Annotated in this window: 9 protein-coding genes; 1 reads left to right on the forward strand and 8 read right to left on the reverse strand. The window is 68.1% G+C overall.

The window, feature by feature from the left end:
* Positions 1 to 3: 3 nt before the first annotated feature.
* From FDO69_RS01595 to eccD, 8 genes are all read right to left on the reverse strand, one after another.
* Positions 4 to 420, reverse strand: coding sequence for a hypothetical protein (locus FDO69_RS01595; protein ID WP_104777751.1), 417 nt, complete (start codon positions 418 to 420; stop codon positions 4 to 6).
* Positions 417 to 890, reverse strand: a complete 474-nt coding sequence (locus FDO69_RS01600) for a YbaB/EbfC family nucleoid-associated protein (protein WP_104777752.1) — start codon at positions 888 to 890, stop codon at positions 417 to 419. The genes FDO69_RS01595 and FDO69_RS01600 overlap by 4 nt, the downstream gene beginning before the upstream one ends.
* A 73-nt stretch (positions 891 to 963) precedes the next feature.
* On the reverse strand, positions 964 to 5832 hold the full coding sequence (locus FDO69_RS42645) for an AAWKG family protein (RefSeq protein ID WP_159030581.1): 4869 nt from the start codon (positions 5830 to 5832) through the stop codon (positions 964 to 966).
* 92 nt (positions 5833 to 5924) lie between these two features.
* Positions 5925 to 6437: a type VII secretion system-associated protein gene (locus FDO69_RS01615; RefSeq protein ID WP_104777753.1), complete on the reverse strand. Its 513-nt coding sequence runs from the start codon at positions 6435 to 6437 to the stop codon at positions 5925 to 5927.
* A 273-nt stretch (positions 6438 to 6710) separates the two neighbouring features.
* Positions 6711 to 7034 (reverse strand): WXG100 family type VII secretion target, encoded by a 324-nt coding sequence (locus tag FDO69_RS01620; protein ID WP_240806336.1) that lies wholly within the window; start codon positions 7032 to 7034, stop codon positions 6711 to 6713.
* Positions 7035 to 7110: 76 nt separating this feature from the next.
* Positions 7111 to 7446 (reverse strand): WXG100 family type VII secretion target, encoded by a 336-nt coding sequence (locus FDO69_RS01625; RefSeq protein ID WP_104777755.1) that lies wholly within the window; start codon positions 7444 to 7446, stop codon positions 7111 to 7113.
* A 149-nt stretch (positions 7447 to 7595) separates the two neighbouring features.
* Complete coding sequence (eccB, locus tag FDO69_RS01630) at positions 7596 to 9047, reverse strand: type VII secretion protein EccB (RefSeq protein ID WP_104777756.1); 1452 nt, start codon at positions 9045 to 9047, stop codon at positions 7596 to 7598.
* A gap of 38 nt (positions 9048 to 9085) precedes the next feature.
* Complete coding sequence (gene eccD / locus FDO69_RS01635) at positions 9086 to 10486, reverse strand: type VII secretion integral membrane protein EccD (RefSeq protein WP_104777757.1); 1401 nt, start codon at positions 10484 to 10486, stop codon at positions 9086 to 9088.
* 342 nt (positions 10487 to 10828) lie between these two features.
* On the opposite strand from eccD, the gene eccCa reads away from it, so the two are divergent.
* Complete coding sequence (gene eccCa, locus FDO69_RS01640; protein WP_104777914.1) at positions 10829 to 14800, forward strand: type VII secretion protein EccCa; 3972 nt, start codon at positions 10829 to 10831, stop codon at positions 14798 to 14800.
* Positions 14801 to 14959: the final 159 nt, after the last annotated feature.

Below are 14959 nucleotides of genomic sequence, written 5' to 3' on the forward strand. Positions count from 1 at the left end.
GAATCAGTGCTTTCCGCCGCCGGACTCGTCGCCGCCGGACCCGTCACCGCTGTCGTCGGACTCGTAGTCTCTGATCTTCTGCTCGGCGGTTCGTTGCTGCTTCTCGATCAGGTCGTGCACGTCGGCATGCACGCCTTTGATGCTGCCGAGACTCGCCAGCAGGGCGGCCTTCGCCGCCGCTATCGCCTGCGGGAACGCGTCAAGCGTTTCGCTGAGCGACCGCACCGTCTTCTCTTCGTCGGGCTGGGTGTTCCTGTAGTAGTCGTCCGGATGCTCGGGGTCGCCGTTCCAGCCCCTGTACCTCGCGTTCTCGCCGAGGTACTCCTCCTTCAGCGCCCTGCCCAGCTCCTCCAGACCATCCAGGGCACCGAGCGCTCCCAGCGCCTTGTTCACGTCGACGTCATAGGTGTCGTCACTCATGGCCGTCCTCCGGAGTCATCCGGGTCCTCGTGGATCTCGTCGCGCAACCGGTCCTTGGACGACCTGCCGCCACCCGCCCGCCGGCCGCCCTCGAACGCCGACCCGAAGAGCCGGTCCCAGTCGACCTCGATGTCCCGGGACCCCGGAACATCCGGGTTCGCCGCCATCAGCGGGCGGAAGGTGTCCATCACCCGCTGGGCGACCTGCTGACGTCCCCGCTGGGCCGCCTCCAGCACCGAGGAGGCCAGCTGCGGCCCGGTCATGCTCAGGTACTTGTTGTCAAGGAACCTCAGCCCGCTCAGCTCTCCCTGCGGGCCGATGGTGACCTCGACCGCACGGTCCCGCGAACGGGCCTTCACGTTGTGGTCCGCGAGGTCCTGCTCGGCGCGGGCGATGGCAGCCCTCGTGGCTTCGAGGTGGGCCCTGGCCTGATGAATGCGCTCTGCGTACGGGTCGTTCAACTCGTTCAACGGGCGCTCCTCGGGCTGGTCGAGCTGGTCTGGCCGACTGCACGGTTTGCCGGAACGACGGCGCGACAGGGGCTCATCGGCCGATCACGGCCGGCGAGCCGCCCTCGTCGCTGCCCCACACGTCCTCGTCCTCCGGCACCCACGACTCGCGCTCGCGGTCGTCGGTCTGGGTCGCCGTCTGGCCGGGCGCCCCGGCTCCGCCCGCGCCGCCCATCGGCGGCAGGAACGGGGTGCCTCCACTGGTGATCACGTTCTCGCGCTCGTCGAGGAGCCCGCCTCCGGGGCGGCCGGGGCGGGGGGCCGCCCGGCGGTTGCTGACCACGTCGTCGCTGTCGATCACGTTGCGGACCCGTTCGGAGGCGCCGCCCTGGCCACCGCCGGCGCCGCCGCCTCCCGGCATCATCCCGGGGTTGAGGGGCATGCCGCCGCCTCCCGGTGTCCCGGGCTGGTTGCCTGTCTGGTTCCCGAGGCCGGCCGCCGTCTGGTTGCTGCCGTTGCCGAGCTGGTCACCTGGCGACTGGTACGGCTCCTGGTCCCACAACTCCCGCTCGTACGAGGACGGGTCGTACAGCGAATGGGAGTTGCCGCCTCCGCCGCCACCCCCGATGGTGCCGAGGTTGCCTCCGGGGTTCTGGTGCTGGGAGCCCGGGAGTGAGTCCCCCCCGTTCAGGTGCCCCGTGATCGTCTTGCCGTCCGGGTTGCTGATGGACGTACCGCCGGTGTCCGGATCGATCGTGGTGGTGCGGCCGTCCGGGTACTCCGTGACCACCTGCCCCCGGGAATCGATGTGCGACACGCTGCCGTCGGGGTTGTTGAGGATGTCCCCGGAGTTGAGCGGCCCGGAACGCGTGTGCCCGTCCGGGTCGGTGATGCTGGAAGTCTGGTGGTCCGGATCGATCGTGGTCCTGTGACCGTCCGGGTACTCCGTGACCACCCGGCCGTGGGAGTCGATGTGCGACTCGCTCCCGCCAGGGTTGGTCAGTGAGTCGTCGCCGTTCACCGGACCGGTGATCGGGTCGTGCGACATCGGCGGCAGGTCACCGTGGTTCAGCTGCCCACTGCCTATGTGGTTGAGCGCCTGCTCCTGCTGCTTCTGGTACTCCCGCTGGCGCTGCTCGTACTCCTCCTGCGCCTGCTCCTGCTTGTGCTGCTGCTCTTCCTGATACTGCTGTTGCTGCTGCTGGTACTGGTCCTGCTTCTTCTGCGCCTCGGCCTGCTTCTGCTCGGCGTCCTTCTCGGCCTGAGCCTGCTTCTGCTCGGCCTCCTTCTCCTTCTGAGCCTGCTCCTTCTCGGCCTCGGCCTGCTTCTGCTCCTGCTCCTTCTGCAGTTGCTCCTGCTCTTGTTTCTGCTCCTTCTCCTGTTGCTCCTGCTTGGCCTCCTGCTCCTTCTGAAGGTGCTCCTGCTCCTCCTTCTGCTCCTTCTGAAGCTGCTCCTGCTCCTTCTGCTGCTTCTCCTGGAGCTGCTCCTGCTCCTTCTGCTTGGCCTCGGCCTCCTGCTCCTTGTGAGCCTGTTCCTTCTGGAGCTGCTCCTGCTCTTTCTGCTGCTGCTCCTGGAGCTGCTCCTGCTTCTTCTCCTGTTCCTTCTGGAGCTGCTCCTGCTCCTTCTGCTGCTGCTCCTGGAGCTGCTTCTGCTCCTGCTCCTGCTTCTTCTGGAGCTGCTCCTGCTCCTTCTGCTTGGCGTCGGCTTCCTTCTCAGCCTGGGCCTGCTTCTGCTCCTGCTCCTTCTGAAGGTGCTCCTGCTTCTTCTCCTGCTCAGCCTGCTTGGCCTCCGCCTCCTTCTCCTTCTGAGCCTGCTCCTTCTCGGCCTCGGCCTGCTTCTGGTCCTGTTCCTTCTCGAGCTGGGCCTGCTTCTGCTCCTCCTCCTTCTCCGCCTGCGCCTGCTCCTGCTCCTGCTCCTTCTGAAGGTGCTCCTGCTTCTTCTCCTGCTCCGCCTGCTTCTGCTCCTGCTCCTTCTCCTGCTCCGCCTGCTTGGCCTCCGCCTCCTTCTCCTTCTGAGCCTGCTCCTTCTCGGCCTCGGCCTGCTTCTGGTCCTGTTCCTTCTGGAGCTGGGCCTGCTTCTGCTCCTGCTCCTTCTGCCTCTCGTCAGCCTCCTTCTCGGCCTCGGCCTGCTTCTGCTCGGCCTCCGCCTGCTTCTGGTCAGCCTCCTTCTCGGCCTGAGCCTGCTTCTGCTCGGCCTCCTGCTCCTTGGCCGCCTGCTGCTGCTCCTGCTCCTTCTCGTGCTCCGCCTGCTTCTGCTCCTGCTCCTTCGGCCTCTCGTCAGCCTCCTTCTCGGCCTCGGCCTGCTTCTGCTCGGCCTCCGCCTGCTTCTGGTCAGCCTCCTTCTCGGCCTGAGCCTGCTTCTGCTCGGCCTCCTGCTCCTTGGCCGCCTGCTGCTGCTCCTGCTCCTTCTCGTGCTCCGCCTGCTTCTGCTCCTGCTCCTTCTGCTTGGCGTCAGCTTCCTTCTCCGCCGCGGCCTGCTTCTGCTCCTGCTCCTTCTCCTTCTGCTCCTGTTCCTTCTTCGCCCGTTGCTGCTCGCCCCTCTGCTGGGCCATCACACCGGCCTGGGCATGCTGTTGCTGCCGCTGGTACTCCTCCTGCTTCGTCTCCTGCTCGGCCTGCTTCTGCTCGGCCTCCTTCTCCTTCTGAGCCTGCTTCTGCTCCTGTTCCTTCTCCTTCGCCGCCTGCTTCTGCTCCTGCGCCTTCTGCTTGGCGTCGGCCTCCTGCTCCGCCGCGGCCTGCTTCTGCTCCTGCTCCGGCTGCTTGGCGTCGGCCTCCTTCTCCGCCGCGGCCTGCTTCTGCTCCTGCTCCGGCTGCTTGGCGTCGGCCTCCTTCTCCGCCGCGGCCTGCTTCTGCTCCTGCTCCTGCTGCTGCTGCTCCTGCTTCTTCTCCTGCTCGGCCTGCTTCTGCTCGGCCTCCTTCTCCTTCTGAGCCTGCTTCTGCTCCTGTTCCTTCTGCTTCTCGTCAGCCTCTTTCTCAGCCTCGGCTTGCTTCTGCTCCTGCTCCTGCTCCTTCTGGCCAGCCTCCTTCTCGGCCTGAGCCTGCTTCTGCTCGGCCTCCTTCTCCTTCGCCGCCTGCTTCTGCTCCTGCTCCTTCTGCTTCGCGTCGGCCTCCTTCTCCGCCGCGGCCTGCTTCTGCTCCTGCTCTTTCTCCTTCGCCGCAGCCTTGGCCTCGGCCTCCTTCTCCTTCTCGCCGGCCTCCTTCTCCGCCGCGGCCTGCTTCTGCTCCTGCTCTTTCTCCTTCGCCGCAGCCTTGGCCTCGGCCTCCTTCTCCTTCTCGCCGGCCTCCTTCTCCGCCGCGGCCTGCTTCTGCTCCTGCTCTTTCTCCTTCGCCGCAGCCTTGGCCTCGGCCTCCTTCTCCTTCTCGCCGGCCTCCTTCTCCGCCGCGGCCTGCTTCTGCTCCTGTTCCTTCTCCTTCGCCGCCTGCTTCTGCTCCTGTTCCTTCTGCTTGGCGTCGGCCTCCTTCTCCGCCGCGGCCTGCTTCTGCTCCTGTTCCTTCTCCTTCGCCGCAGCCTTGGCCTCGGCCTCCTTCTCCTTCTGGTCGGCCTTCTTCTCGGCCTTGGCCTGCTTGTCCTCCCACTCCTTCTCTTTCCGGGCGGCGGCGGCCTCGGCCTTCTCCTGCTTCTCCTCCCACTCCTTCTTCTCCTTGGCCGCGTCGGCCTCAGCCTTTTTCTTGTCCCGCTCCGCGTCCGCCTTCTCTTTGTCGGCCTTGTCGTCCTCGTAGCCCTTGGACAGACTGTCGCCCCCGCTCGACGTCCTGATTGTGCCGACGTCGAAGTTCGCGGGGCTCCACGCGTCGTGCACGGCCGTCAGCGAGTCGGCGGCCTTGTCGATCAGGTATTTCTTGACGGAATCCATCCACCGGTCCACCGCCGCCTGGCCTACTGCCTTCCAGGTGTCAATGTTGTACAGCGGGCCGTAGCTGTGGCCGTCACCATCGACGGCGTCCTGCTTGAAATGTTCGGTGGCATGGTAGGTGACTCTGGTCGTCCCGCGCGCAGAAGTGTGCACCTTGTAGGTGATGTTCTGGATGTTGGAATCCCACGTATTCTTCATGATCTCCGTCAGCAGGTCGGAGAGAAAGCTCAGCGGGTTACCATGGCGAATTTCCCACCAGGCCCAGTGCTGCTGAAGTTTCCGGGCCTCCCTCTGGAGCACATCACGTGCGTCCCGGATGGCGTCGCCCGGCACCGACCCCGTACTACCCTTGCGCAGGCTTTCGGCGTAGTCCTCGTACTGCTTGTTCAGCTTGTGGATGAGGTCCCAGAAGACGCCGGCCGCCGTGCCCTTCCACTTTTCGTTCTCCTCTACCCCGACCTGCTTGTGCCATTTCTCCAGTTCCTTCAGGCGGTCGACGTAGAACTGGGCGACGCGGTCGAAGGCGTCGGCCGCCCTGTCGAAGGACGCCAGCTCGACGACCTGATCGGGGGGGACGTCGATTCCGTTCCACTCGAAGTCACGCGTGCCTTCGTCCCTGTCGAGCAGGGCCTCAAGGGCCCGGCCCGTTCCGTAGGCGTACTGCGTGTGCTTCTCCGTGTCGTACGTCGTCCCTTTGTCCGTGTCCTTGAAGTCCCCGTCGAGCCTGGTCTCGCTCTTGCCTCCCTCCAACACACCTTTGACCACCCCGTCCTCCTGACTGAAGGCGCCCAGGAGCGTGAACCTGGCCTTGTAGTACGAGATTTCGTCTCCGGCCGCGTCCTCGCCGGAGTCATACCCGTTCCCCGTCTTGTAGAAGGGGATCACGAAGTTGGTGTTGTTTATGTTTTGCCCCGCGTTTTCGCCGATCCATTCGAGGTCATCCGGATCGACGTAGTCGACCTTTCCCTGCCTGGTGATCTCCACCTTCATCAGCGGGATGTCCTCGTTGCCCTTCCATTCCTTGAACAGCTCTTCGATCGTCGGCGCTGCGTAACCGGTGAAGAGTTTCACCGTCTTCTGCCAAAGGTCGCTGCTGCTGGAAAACGGCACGGCGACGCCTCCATCGGGCGGGGGGAACGAGGGGGGTGGGGTACTGCGGTGTTCAGCCGGGACGGCTACGGCTCACGTGGCGTCATGGTTCTTCAGCGTGATTCGCTGCCACCGCCACTGTCCCCGCCGGAGCCGGACCCCGCGGAGCCTCCGCCGGAGCCCGACCGCGCGGAGGCCAGGTCGTCGTCCACGTCTTCGAGGGGGTCGAGGATCTTCTCGCCGTCGATCTTGCCCAGGCTGGCGCCCTGGGTCTTCAGCAACTTGTGGACGGTCTCCCGAAGGTTGTCCTCGAGGTCGCCGAAGAGGACCTGCTGCTGCTCGATCATCTCCACGATCTGGTCGATGAGTTCACTCACGACCCCGCGCAGGTTGTCCCCGTTGCTCTCCTCGTCGTGAGCCATGAAGCCGATCGTGAGGGGCAGTTGCGTCCCCGGGGGGACGTGCGCACCCTCCCACTGATGCGGGTTGTTCTTCTTCAGGCTGCTCACCGCGGGGATTTCCCCCCTGTCCTGGAGGATCTTCTTCAGCTCATCCTGAAAGCCCAGCACATCGTGGTTGATGAAGTGTTCCATCCACTTCTTGTCCAACTGGATCGGTTCAGCCATCTCTTCGCCCCTCCTACGCCATCGCTCTCGTGGACGTCCTGCGCCGCACCCGGCGGCCCCGCCCCTGCGTGTCACTCCGCGGGCTGCCCTGGCTGTTCAGCACGCTGGTGGGTGTCGGGGAATCGACTGACACAGCACGTACCTCTTTCCTCGCTGAGGGAGTTGTCTGCGGGGATCACCTGTGGGGGGTGTTACCTGCGGATGTCCTGTGCCGAAGCGGGCGGCCGCCCACGTGTGTCACCGCGCAGACAGCCGCCCGTACCACACCGCGCCTCAGCGACCGATCCTTACGCTTTCCCAACTGGCCGTGAGATTCCGCTGGTTGGCCCGGTAGTCGTCGCCGATGCGTTCGAGCAGGCCCGAATGGCTCTGGAGGAGCTGCCTCATGTTGTCGACAGCCTGGTTCCACTTCGCCTGCTTCTCGACGTAGACCTGCTGGTCGTCACCTTCCCAGCTGGCGATGAACGGCTTCAGGTGCTCTTCGAGCTGATCGAGGACCTTCGCGATGTTCTGCGTCTGCAGAATCATGTCCTGAGCCGCGTTGTCGGTTCCGTTGAACTCGACGTAGATGTGCCCGTCGGAGAAGTCCATTGACATGGCACGTACCTCTTTTCACTGCGAGGGCATACGGGGGGATCGGGACGGCACCGGGTGTCCGGCACCGGGGTTTCGCTCAGCCGCGCAGCGAGTCGAAGATCGACTGCGCCTGCGAGAACTCCTGGTCGACGGCTTCCTGCTGCGAACCCTGCGTCAGGTTGTTCTGCCGGAGCGTCTCGTTCAGCGTGCTGATGACGTCGTTGAGGTTCTTCGAGATGACTTCAGCCTGGTCGTCCCACTGCTGCAATAGCTCCTGGTACTTCTTGCCGTCGCTGCCCCCGTAGGAATTGCCCAAGTTCATCTTCGTGTTCTCGACGTCCTGGCGGCAGACCTGGATGTTACTGAACGCCTCTTCCGTGGAAGAGATTCCGTTACGGGTTGCGCTCTCTTCTGACCTCGTCAGTCCTGGCACGAAAAGCCCCTTCGACTACTGTTGGGTATGGCCCATCCAACGCGATGCTATGGAGTGGTGAACAGCGTTAGCAACCGTTTCTCCTGAAAATTCACCTCACAATTGTCGATGTCACTTGGTGTCAGAATGCGAATGACGGTGAAATCCCGTCAATTCTTCGTTTCACAGTGTGGGGCCGAGGATGTGCTCCGTCCCGCGCTCGCCGCCTGCGGAGTCAGGTCCGGGCCCGTCGGCAGCATGGCCAGCAGCGCGGACGGAAGGGCCTGCGCCTCGCCCTCGCCGTATCCCAGCGCTTTCAGTGAATCGGCCACGGGCAGCCGGTATTTCATTCCGGTGTCCGTCACCAGGTAGAGCGTGTTGCCGACTTCGCCGCCGCCCGCGCCCAGTACGTGCACGAGCGCGCCGCCGCCCGGCCGTACCGTGACCCGGTTGACCGTCACGCATGCCGGGACGAGCCCGTCCGGTGGAGCCTGTGTGGTCGGGCCGAGGTCCTGGTCACGGATCAGGGTCACGCTCACCCGCGTACCGTCGCTCCCGGACTCGACTCCGACGCAGGGTGTCCGTCCGGGGCCGAGGTCCACCGGTTCCGGTGGAGTGGCCGGCTGTCGTTTGGCCGTCTCCGTCTCCGGTGTGTCCGGGGCCAGATGGCCGCTCAGCACGCCGGCGCCGAGGCTCGCGGCCGACACCACTCCGCCCGGATACGCCTTCCGTTCGGTGTCCGGATCGCCGAGGGCCAGCGCCGCGCCGGTGGCGGTCAGCGGGGCGAGGCCCTCCTTGCGCAGCAGGTAGTAGCGGGCGGTGCCGCCCGGCGCGGCGACCTTGAAGACCTGGCCGATCCGGGTCTGGAGCCCGCCCAGTTCAGGACCCTGCCCGCCCCGGCCAGGCACGTCCGGCGGGGTCAGGTCGGGGCCCGCGGGCAGGGAGTTGAGGAACGCGGCCGAGACCCGCACCGGTGTGGTGGAGCCGTAGCCGAGCGCCTCGGCGGCGTTGGCCTTGCGGTCGAGCCGCAGTCTGCGGCCCTGCCACACCAGGTAGTCGTCCTTGTCGGGCCCCGTGACCAGCAGCCCCTGCCCGGACTTCAGTCCCGCGCCGTCGGCCTTGGCGCCCACGGCCACGGTGGTGCCGGTCGCACCGCCGGCGTTCCCGGAGCACACCTGCCACGGGTCACTGGTCAACCTGTCGTTGCCCGGCGGCTCGTCGGGGGCGCCGGGGATGCCGACCGGCGAGCCGTGCGGGGTGCCGCGCAGCGACTTGCTCCCGATGGTCATGACCTTCATCTGGTCACCGGCGAGCAACTTCGCCGAGGTGTAGTTGCGCACCGGGCGCAGCCGTCCGCCCAAGTACATGTAGTGGGTGCCGGTCTCCTTGTTGACGACCAGCGTGCCCGGGTCCCGCCAGGAACTCTTCGTGCCGGGCTTGAGCAGACCGAAGACGAACGACCCGGCCAGGAGCAGGACCGCGATGAGGATGCTGATGGTCACGGCCCGGTTGGTCCTGCCCTGGGGGCTCTCCGGGGCGTCCGGGTCGGCGCGCAGCATGGCGGAGGTCAGCCGCCCCATGACGAACATGTGCGCCTGGACCTGGTCCCGCTTCGTCTGCACCGGTCACTCCCTTCCGCGGCCCGTCTTGTTCACGCCGCTCACGCCATCAGCCCGCGCAGCGCGCTGTACGCGCCGAGCGCCCACAGGACGAGGGGCAGCAGGCTGAGCGCCATCAGGTAGTGCAGGATCTCGGCAGCCCGGCCCCAGTACGGGACGAGGCGCCGCCCCGGCACGGTCCACGAGGCGATGGCGATGACCGCCGTGAGGGCGAGCAGTCCGGCGGCCACCAGCGGCCGGCGGTCCGGTGCGTAGGACTGCGCGCCGACGAGGATCAGCAGGAGCAGCCCGGTCACGCCGGGGAGGGTCAGCGAGAGTCGCTGCCAGGTGTTGCCCAGGCCCCGCGCGTGCAGCATCAGCAGCAGCGACAGTGCCACGACCGTGAGCACCGAGGGGAGGTTGGCGTACCAGGCGAGCGGGACGACGCAGGCGGCGCAGGTGGCGCCGACCGCCCCGTACAGCGAACTCATCCAGCCGTCCGCGAGCGCCGTACGGCCGGCGACCGCTGCGGTCGGGTGCGGTTCGATGCCCTCCTGGAGCTGCTGGGCGTTGGTCGGCAGCGGTGGCACTTTCAGCCCCGACATGCGGAAGGACAGCGAGGGGACGAACGCGCCGAGGATCACGGCCGCCAGCGCGATGATCCCGGCGACGTGGTGCGTCGCCAGGTCCGCGGTGAGCATGAGGGTTCCGGCGAGCGCGCCGAACACCGCGACCACACCGGTGCCGAGGAACAGCGCGGCGTACGCGGCCACCGCGGCGAGTACGACGGTCGCGCCACCCGCGCCCGCCACGCAGGACGCCAGCAGCCGCGCGCCCATGACCTCGTTGGCATGCGGCCCGGTCAGGTCGCCGCCGGGCACCAGCCAGCCGGCGAACGCCAGGTAGGGGGCGGCCATGAAGCCGAGCGTGGCGCCCGCCGTGGCGTCGCCGACCGCCCGGCTCGCCGACCCCGCGGCCGCAACCAGCAGCAGTCCGACCGCGGCCGCGCACAGGGCGCGCACCCCCACCGAGCCGCCGGGCAGGGAGAGCACCACGAGCCCGGCGGTGAGCGCGGTCACCGTGAGCCCGAGCAGCAGCCGCCGGCTGGACTCGGGCGTCCAGCCGTAGGGGCGGGACCGCATGGTGTCGGAGATGCCGGCCACCAGGTCGTCGAGGTGGACCTCGGGCAACGCCTCGGTGCGCGGCCGGAGATAGAGCGTCTCGCCGTCGCGCAGGTCGTACGAGTCGAGGGTGCGCTCCTCGTCCATCGGCGCGGCGCCGATGCGTTGGAGCACCCAGCCGCCGTGGTCGATGCCGGCCTCGTCGAGGTCCTCGCCGCCGTAACCGAGGACGGCGGGCAGCAGATCGGCCACGGGGACATCGGAGGGCACCGCCAGATCGACGCTCTTCGCGGGCGCTCGGACGGTCAGGCGGCACAGGTCGGCGGCCTGGGTGGCGGTCATCTGGCTGGTTCACGCTCCTCCGGTATTCCGCCGAAGGACATCGTGTCCAATTGGCGGAATGGCGGCACTGGAATTTCATTGACAGAATGTCACTGAATGACACTGTGTCCCGGGCGGAAGTTCTCACGGTGGCGAAACGGACTGGGGCTACTTTTCAGTAGGCATAGTTCCATCCGCACGCCATGGCAATGCACTTGCCTTTCGGAAAAGTACACACCTTCTATTGGGTGCACAATACTATTCCGAACCTCGGGACCGGCACCTGCGGACCCATTGCCCGTATCGCCCGGTACCCCTGCCCGTATCGCCGTTTCCACCGCCCGTAAGGAGACCGTTGTGAGTGTGGTCTTGTTCCGCAGGCCGGCCCGCCGGCGCGGCCCGGACATGCCCGAGGGCGAGTTGAACCTCCAGGAGCCGCCCACGCTGCCGGAGGTGGTGCCGGACAGCTCGGCCGTGTGGACGTACCTGCCGATGGCGCTGATGTCGGTGTCGATGATGCTGATGTTCATGCGGCCTGGCATGAGCCGGTCGTCCGGCAGCCACTTCATGTACCTGGCCGTCGGCATGATGGTGCTGGCCTCCGGCGCCATGATGGTCGGCCAGATGATGCGCAAGGTCAGCGAGCGCAAGCAGCGCCTGAAGGGGGAGCGCCGCGACTACCTGCGCTATCTCACGCAGATCCGGCGCAAGGTGCGCACCGCGGTCGCCGACCAGCAGAAGGCACTGGCCTGGCGGCATCCGGAGCCCGCGGCCCTGTGGGCGATGGTGGGCACCACCCGGCTGTGGGAACGCCGCCCGCAGGACGAGGACTTCGGCGAGGTGCGGGTGGCGGTCGGGGAGCAGAAGCTCGGGCTGCGGCTGACGCCGAAGGCGACCACGCCGGTGGAGGACCTGGAGCCGCTGTCCGCGCACGCCCTGCGCAGCTTCATCCGGGCGTACTCCACCGTGCCGGAGCAGCCCATCGCGATCTATCTGCGGGCCTGGGCGCGGGTGCTGTTCCGCGGCGACGAGCAGCGGATACGTGCCGTCGCCCGGGCCGTGATCTCCCAGTTGGCGACCTTCCACGCGCCCGACGACGTCTGGGTGGCGCTGTGTGTGTCGGACGAGCGGCGGTCGGAGTGGGAGTGGGTGAAGTGGCTGCCGCACAACCTCCACCCGCAGGAGAGCGACGGCGCGGGCCCGGCGCGGATGTGCGTCTCGGCGTTCAACGAGCTGGAGGACCTGCTGGGCGCGGAGTTCATGGAGCGGCCGGCCTTCGACCCGGACGCGGTGGCCGGGCGCGAGGAGCCGTTCACCGTGATCGTGGTGGACGGCGGGAGCGTGCCCGGCGGGCACCGGCTGGACGGCCCCGGCTTCCGCAACGCCGTCGTGTTGGACCTGAGCGGCGCGCTGACCTGGCGGCCCGGCCGGGTCACACTCCGCTTCGACGTGTCCGAGAAGGACTTCACGCTGGTGCGCACCGACCGGGAGCGCAAGGAGCAGCCCACCCGGCTCGGTCGCCCCGACCGGTTCGGCCTGGTGGGCGCCGTCTCGCTGGCCCGGCGGCTCGCCCCGTACCGGATGGGCATGGGCAGCGAGGTCTCCGAACCGCTGTCGGCGAATGTGGAGTTGACCACCCTGCTGGGGATCGGCGACCTGCGCCGGCACGAGCCGGCCACGCTGTGGCACCGCAACACCGGCTCCGCCCGGCTACGGGTGCCGATCGCGTTGTGCGCCGACGGCACCCCGCTGGAGCTGGACATCAAGGAGTCCGCCCAGGGCGGTACGGGCCCGCACGGCATGCTCATCGGCGCCACCGGCTCCGGCAAGAGCGAGCTGCTGCGCACCCTGGTCCTGGCGCTCGCGCTGTCCAACTCCTCCGAGACGCTGAACTTCGTCCTGGTCGACTTCAAGGGCGGCGCCACCTTCCTCGGCCTGGACGAACTGCCGCACGTCTCGGCGGTGATCACCAACCTGGCGGGCGAGGCGGCGCTGGTCTCCCGGATGCAGGACGCGCTGCACGGCGAGTTGATGCGGCGGCAGGAGCTGCTGCGGGCAGCGGGCAACTACACCTCCGCGCTGGACTACGAGAAGGCGCGGGCGTCCGGCACCCCGCTGACGCCGCTGCCCAGCCTGTTCGTCGTCGTCGACGAGTTCAGTGAACTGCTCGCCTCGCACCGTGAGTTCATGGAGCTGTTCGTGATGATCGGGCGGCTCGGGCGGAGCCTGGGGGTACACCTGCTGCTCGCCTCGCAGCGGCTGGACGAGGGCCGGATGCACCAGCTGGAGAGCCATCTGTCGTACCGCATCGGGCTGCGCACCTTCTCCGCCATGGAGAGCCGCGGCGTGCTCGGCGTCCCGGACGCCTACCAGCTGCCGCCGCGGCCGGGCAGCGGCTATCTCAAGTCCGGTGTGGAGGCGCTGACCCGGTTCCGCGCGGCGTACGTCTCCGGCCCGTACCAGGAGCGCAAGGCCGGCGCGAACCAGGCCCGGGTCGCCAGTCAGACCGTGCCGTGGACCTCCGGCTACGTGGTGCCCCGCCAGGTGCCCGACGTGCCCGAGCCGGAGCCGGAGGAGGGGTTGGAGGAGACCGGGGAGACGCTGCTGTCCGTCGCGGTGGAGCGGCTGCTCGCCGCGGGGCCGCCCGCCCACCAGGTGTGGCTGCCGCCGCTGGACCTGCCCGCGACCCTCGACCAGGTGCTGCCGCCGCTGACCCCCGACCCCGACCTGGGGCTGACCACCGTCGGCTGGCAGGGCCGGGGGCGGCTGGCCGTGCCGATCGGCATCGTGGACAAGCCCTTCGAGCAGTTGCGGGACCTGCTGACGATCGACCTGTCGGGTGTCGGCGGGCACGTGGCCGTCGCGGGCGGCCCGCAGAGCGGCAAGTCCACCCTGGTGCGCACCATCCTCACCGCGCTCGCCCTCACCCACACCCCGCGCGAAGTGTCGTTCTTCTGCCTCGACTTCGGCGGCGGCACCCTGGCGGGCCTGGCCGAGCTGCCGCACACCGCCGGGGTGGCGGCCCGCCTGGACACCGAGCGGGTGGGCCGGACGATCGCCGAGGTCAACTCACTGCTGGCCGCGCGCGAGCGGTACTTCCTCGACCACGGCATCGACTCCATGGCCACCTTCCGTCGCCGCCGGGCCGCCGGGGAGCTGACCGACCAGCCCTACGGGGACGTGTTCCTGGTCATCGACGGCTGGTCGACCGTACGGCAGGACTTCGACCAGCACATCCAGACGTTCAACTCCATGGCCGCCCGCGGCCTCAACTACGGCGTACACCTGATCGTGACCACCGCCCGCTGGGTGGAACTGTCCGCGGGCGTACGCGACCAGGCCGCCACCCACCTGGAGCTGCGGATGGGCGACGCCATGGACTCCGAGATCAACAGCCGCCGCGCGGCCACCGTGCCTCGGCTGCCCGGCCGCGGCCTGACCCGCGACGGCATGCTCCACTACCTCTCCGCACTCCCCCGCATCGACGGCGTGGAAGGCGCGGAAGACCTCGCGGACGGCGTCTCAGGGCTGGTCACCGCGGTCAAGGAGAGCTGGCCGGGGCCCCGGACCCCGCAGGTGCGGATGCTGCCGACCAGGCTGCCGGTCTCCCAGCTCCCGCCGCCCGAGGGCGACCTGCGGGTCCCGATCGGCCTGGAGGAGAACGAACTGTCCACGGTCTGGCACGACTTCAGCGAGACCCCGCACATGATCGTGGTCGGCGACACCGAGAGCGGCAAGACCAACATGCTGCGGCTGACGGCCAAGGCGATCATGGAGCGCTACACACCGGCCGAGGCCCGGATCATGGTCGTGGACTACCGCCGCACCCTGGTGGAGAGCATCCCCGACGCGTACCGCCTCGGGCACGCGGTCTCCATCGACGCGCTGCGCGACATCGTCGGCGGGGCGGCCAAGGCGGTCAAGGCGCGGGTGCCGGGCGCGGACATCGCCCCGGCCCGGATGAAGTTGTGCGACTGGTGGACAGGGCCGCGGCTGTTCATCCTGGTCGACGACTACGACATGGTGGGCGGCGACTCGATGAACGCGCCGTTCGAGCCGCTGCTGGCACACCTCGCGCTCGGCTACGAAGTCGGACTGCACATGGTCGTGGCCCGCTCCGCGGCCGGCGCCTCGCGCGGCCTCAACGACCGCCTGCTGCGGCGCATGCAGGAGATCAACACCCCCGGTCTGCTGCTGTCCTGCCCGCCCGCCGAGGGCTTCCTCTTCGGCAACGTCAAGGGCCAGGTGCTGAACGCGGGGCGGGCCACTCGCGTCGCCCGCCGGAAGGCGACGCGGGTGCAGACGGCGCTTGTGGAAGAGGGGCCGGCGACATGAGGGGCCGGTGCCGGATAACGGCCGGCTCCCGCCGCCCGGGAAATTCGGCCGGGGCAGCTACCCGAATTGCCGCGGAGGCTGCCCGAATCACTCTGCCGGACTGCCCGAAAAGGAAGCGGCCGCGGGCAGGAATTCTGGAGGAACAGGCACCGGGGATAT

It is taken from the genome of Streptomyces tibetensis (genome assembly GCF_007655005.1).
GTDB classification, from domain to species: Bacteria; Actinomycetota; Actinomycetes; order Streptomycetales; family Streptomycetaceae; genus Streptomyces; species Streptomyces tibetensis.

Coding starts and splice junctions, on each gene's coding strand:
- FDO69_RS01615 (WP_104777753.1), bottom strand. CDS start 6,437: ATGGCTGAACCGATCCAGTTGGACAAGAAGTGGATGGAACACTTCATC.
- FDO69_RS01595 (WP_104777751.1), bottom strand. CDS start 420: ATGAGTGACGACACCTATGACGTCGACGTGAACAAGGCGCTGGGAGCG.
- eccD (WP_104777757.1), bottom strand. CDS start 10,486: ATGACCGCCACCCAGGCCGCCGACCTGTGCCGCCTGACCGTCCGAGCG.
- FDO69_RS01620 (WP_240806336.1), bottom strand. CDS start 7,034: ATGTCAATGGACTTCTCCGACGGGCACATCTACGTCGAGTTCAACGGA.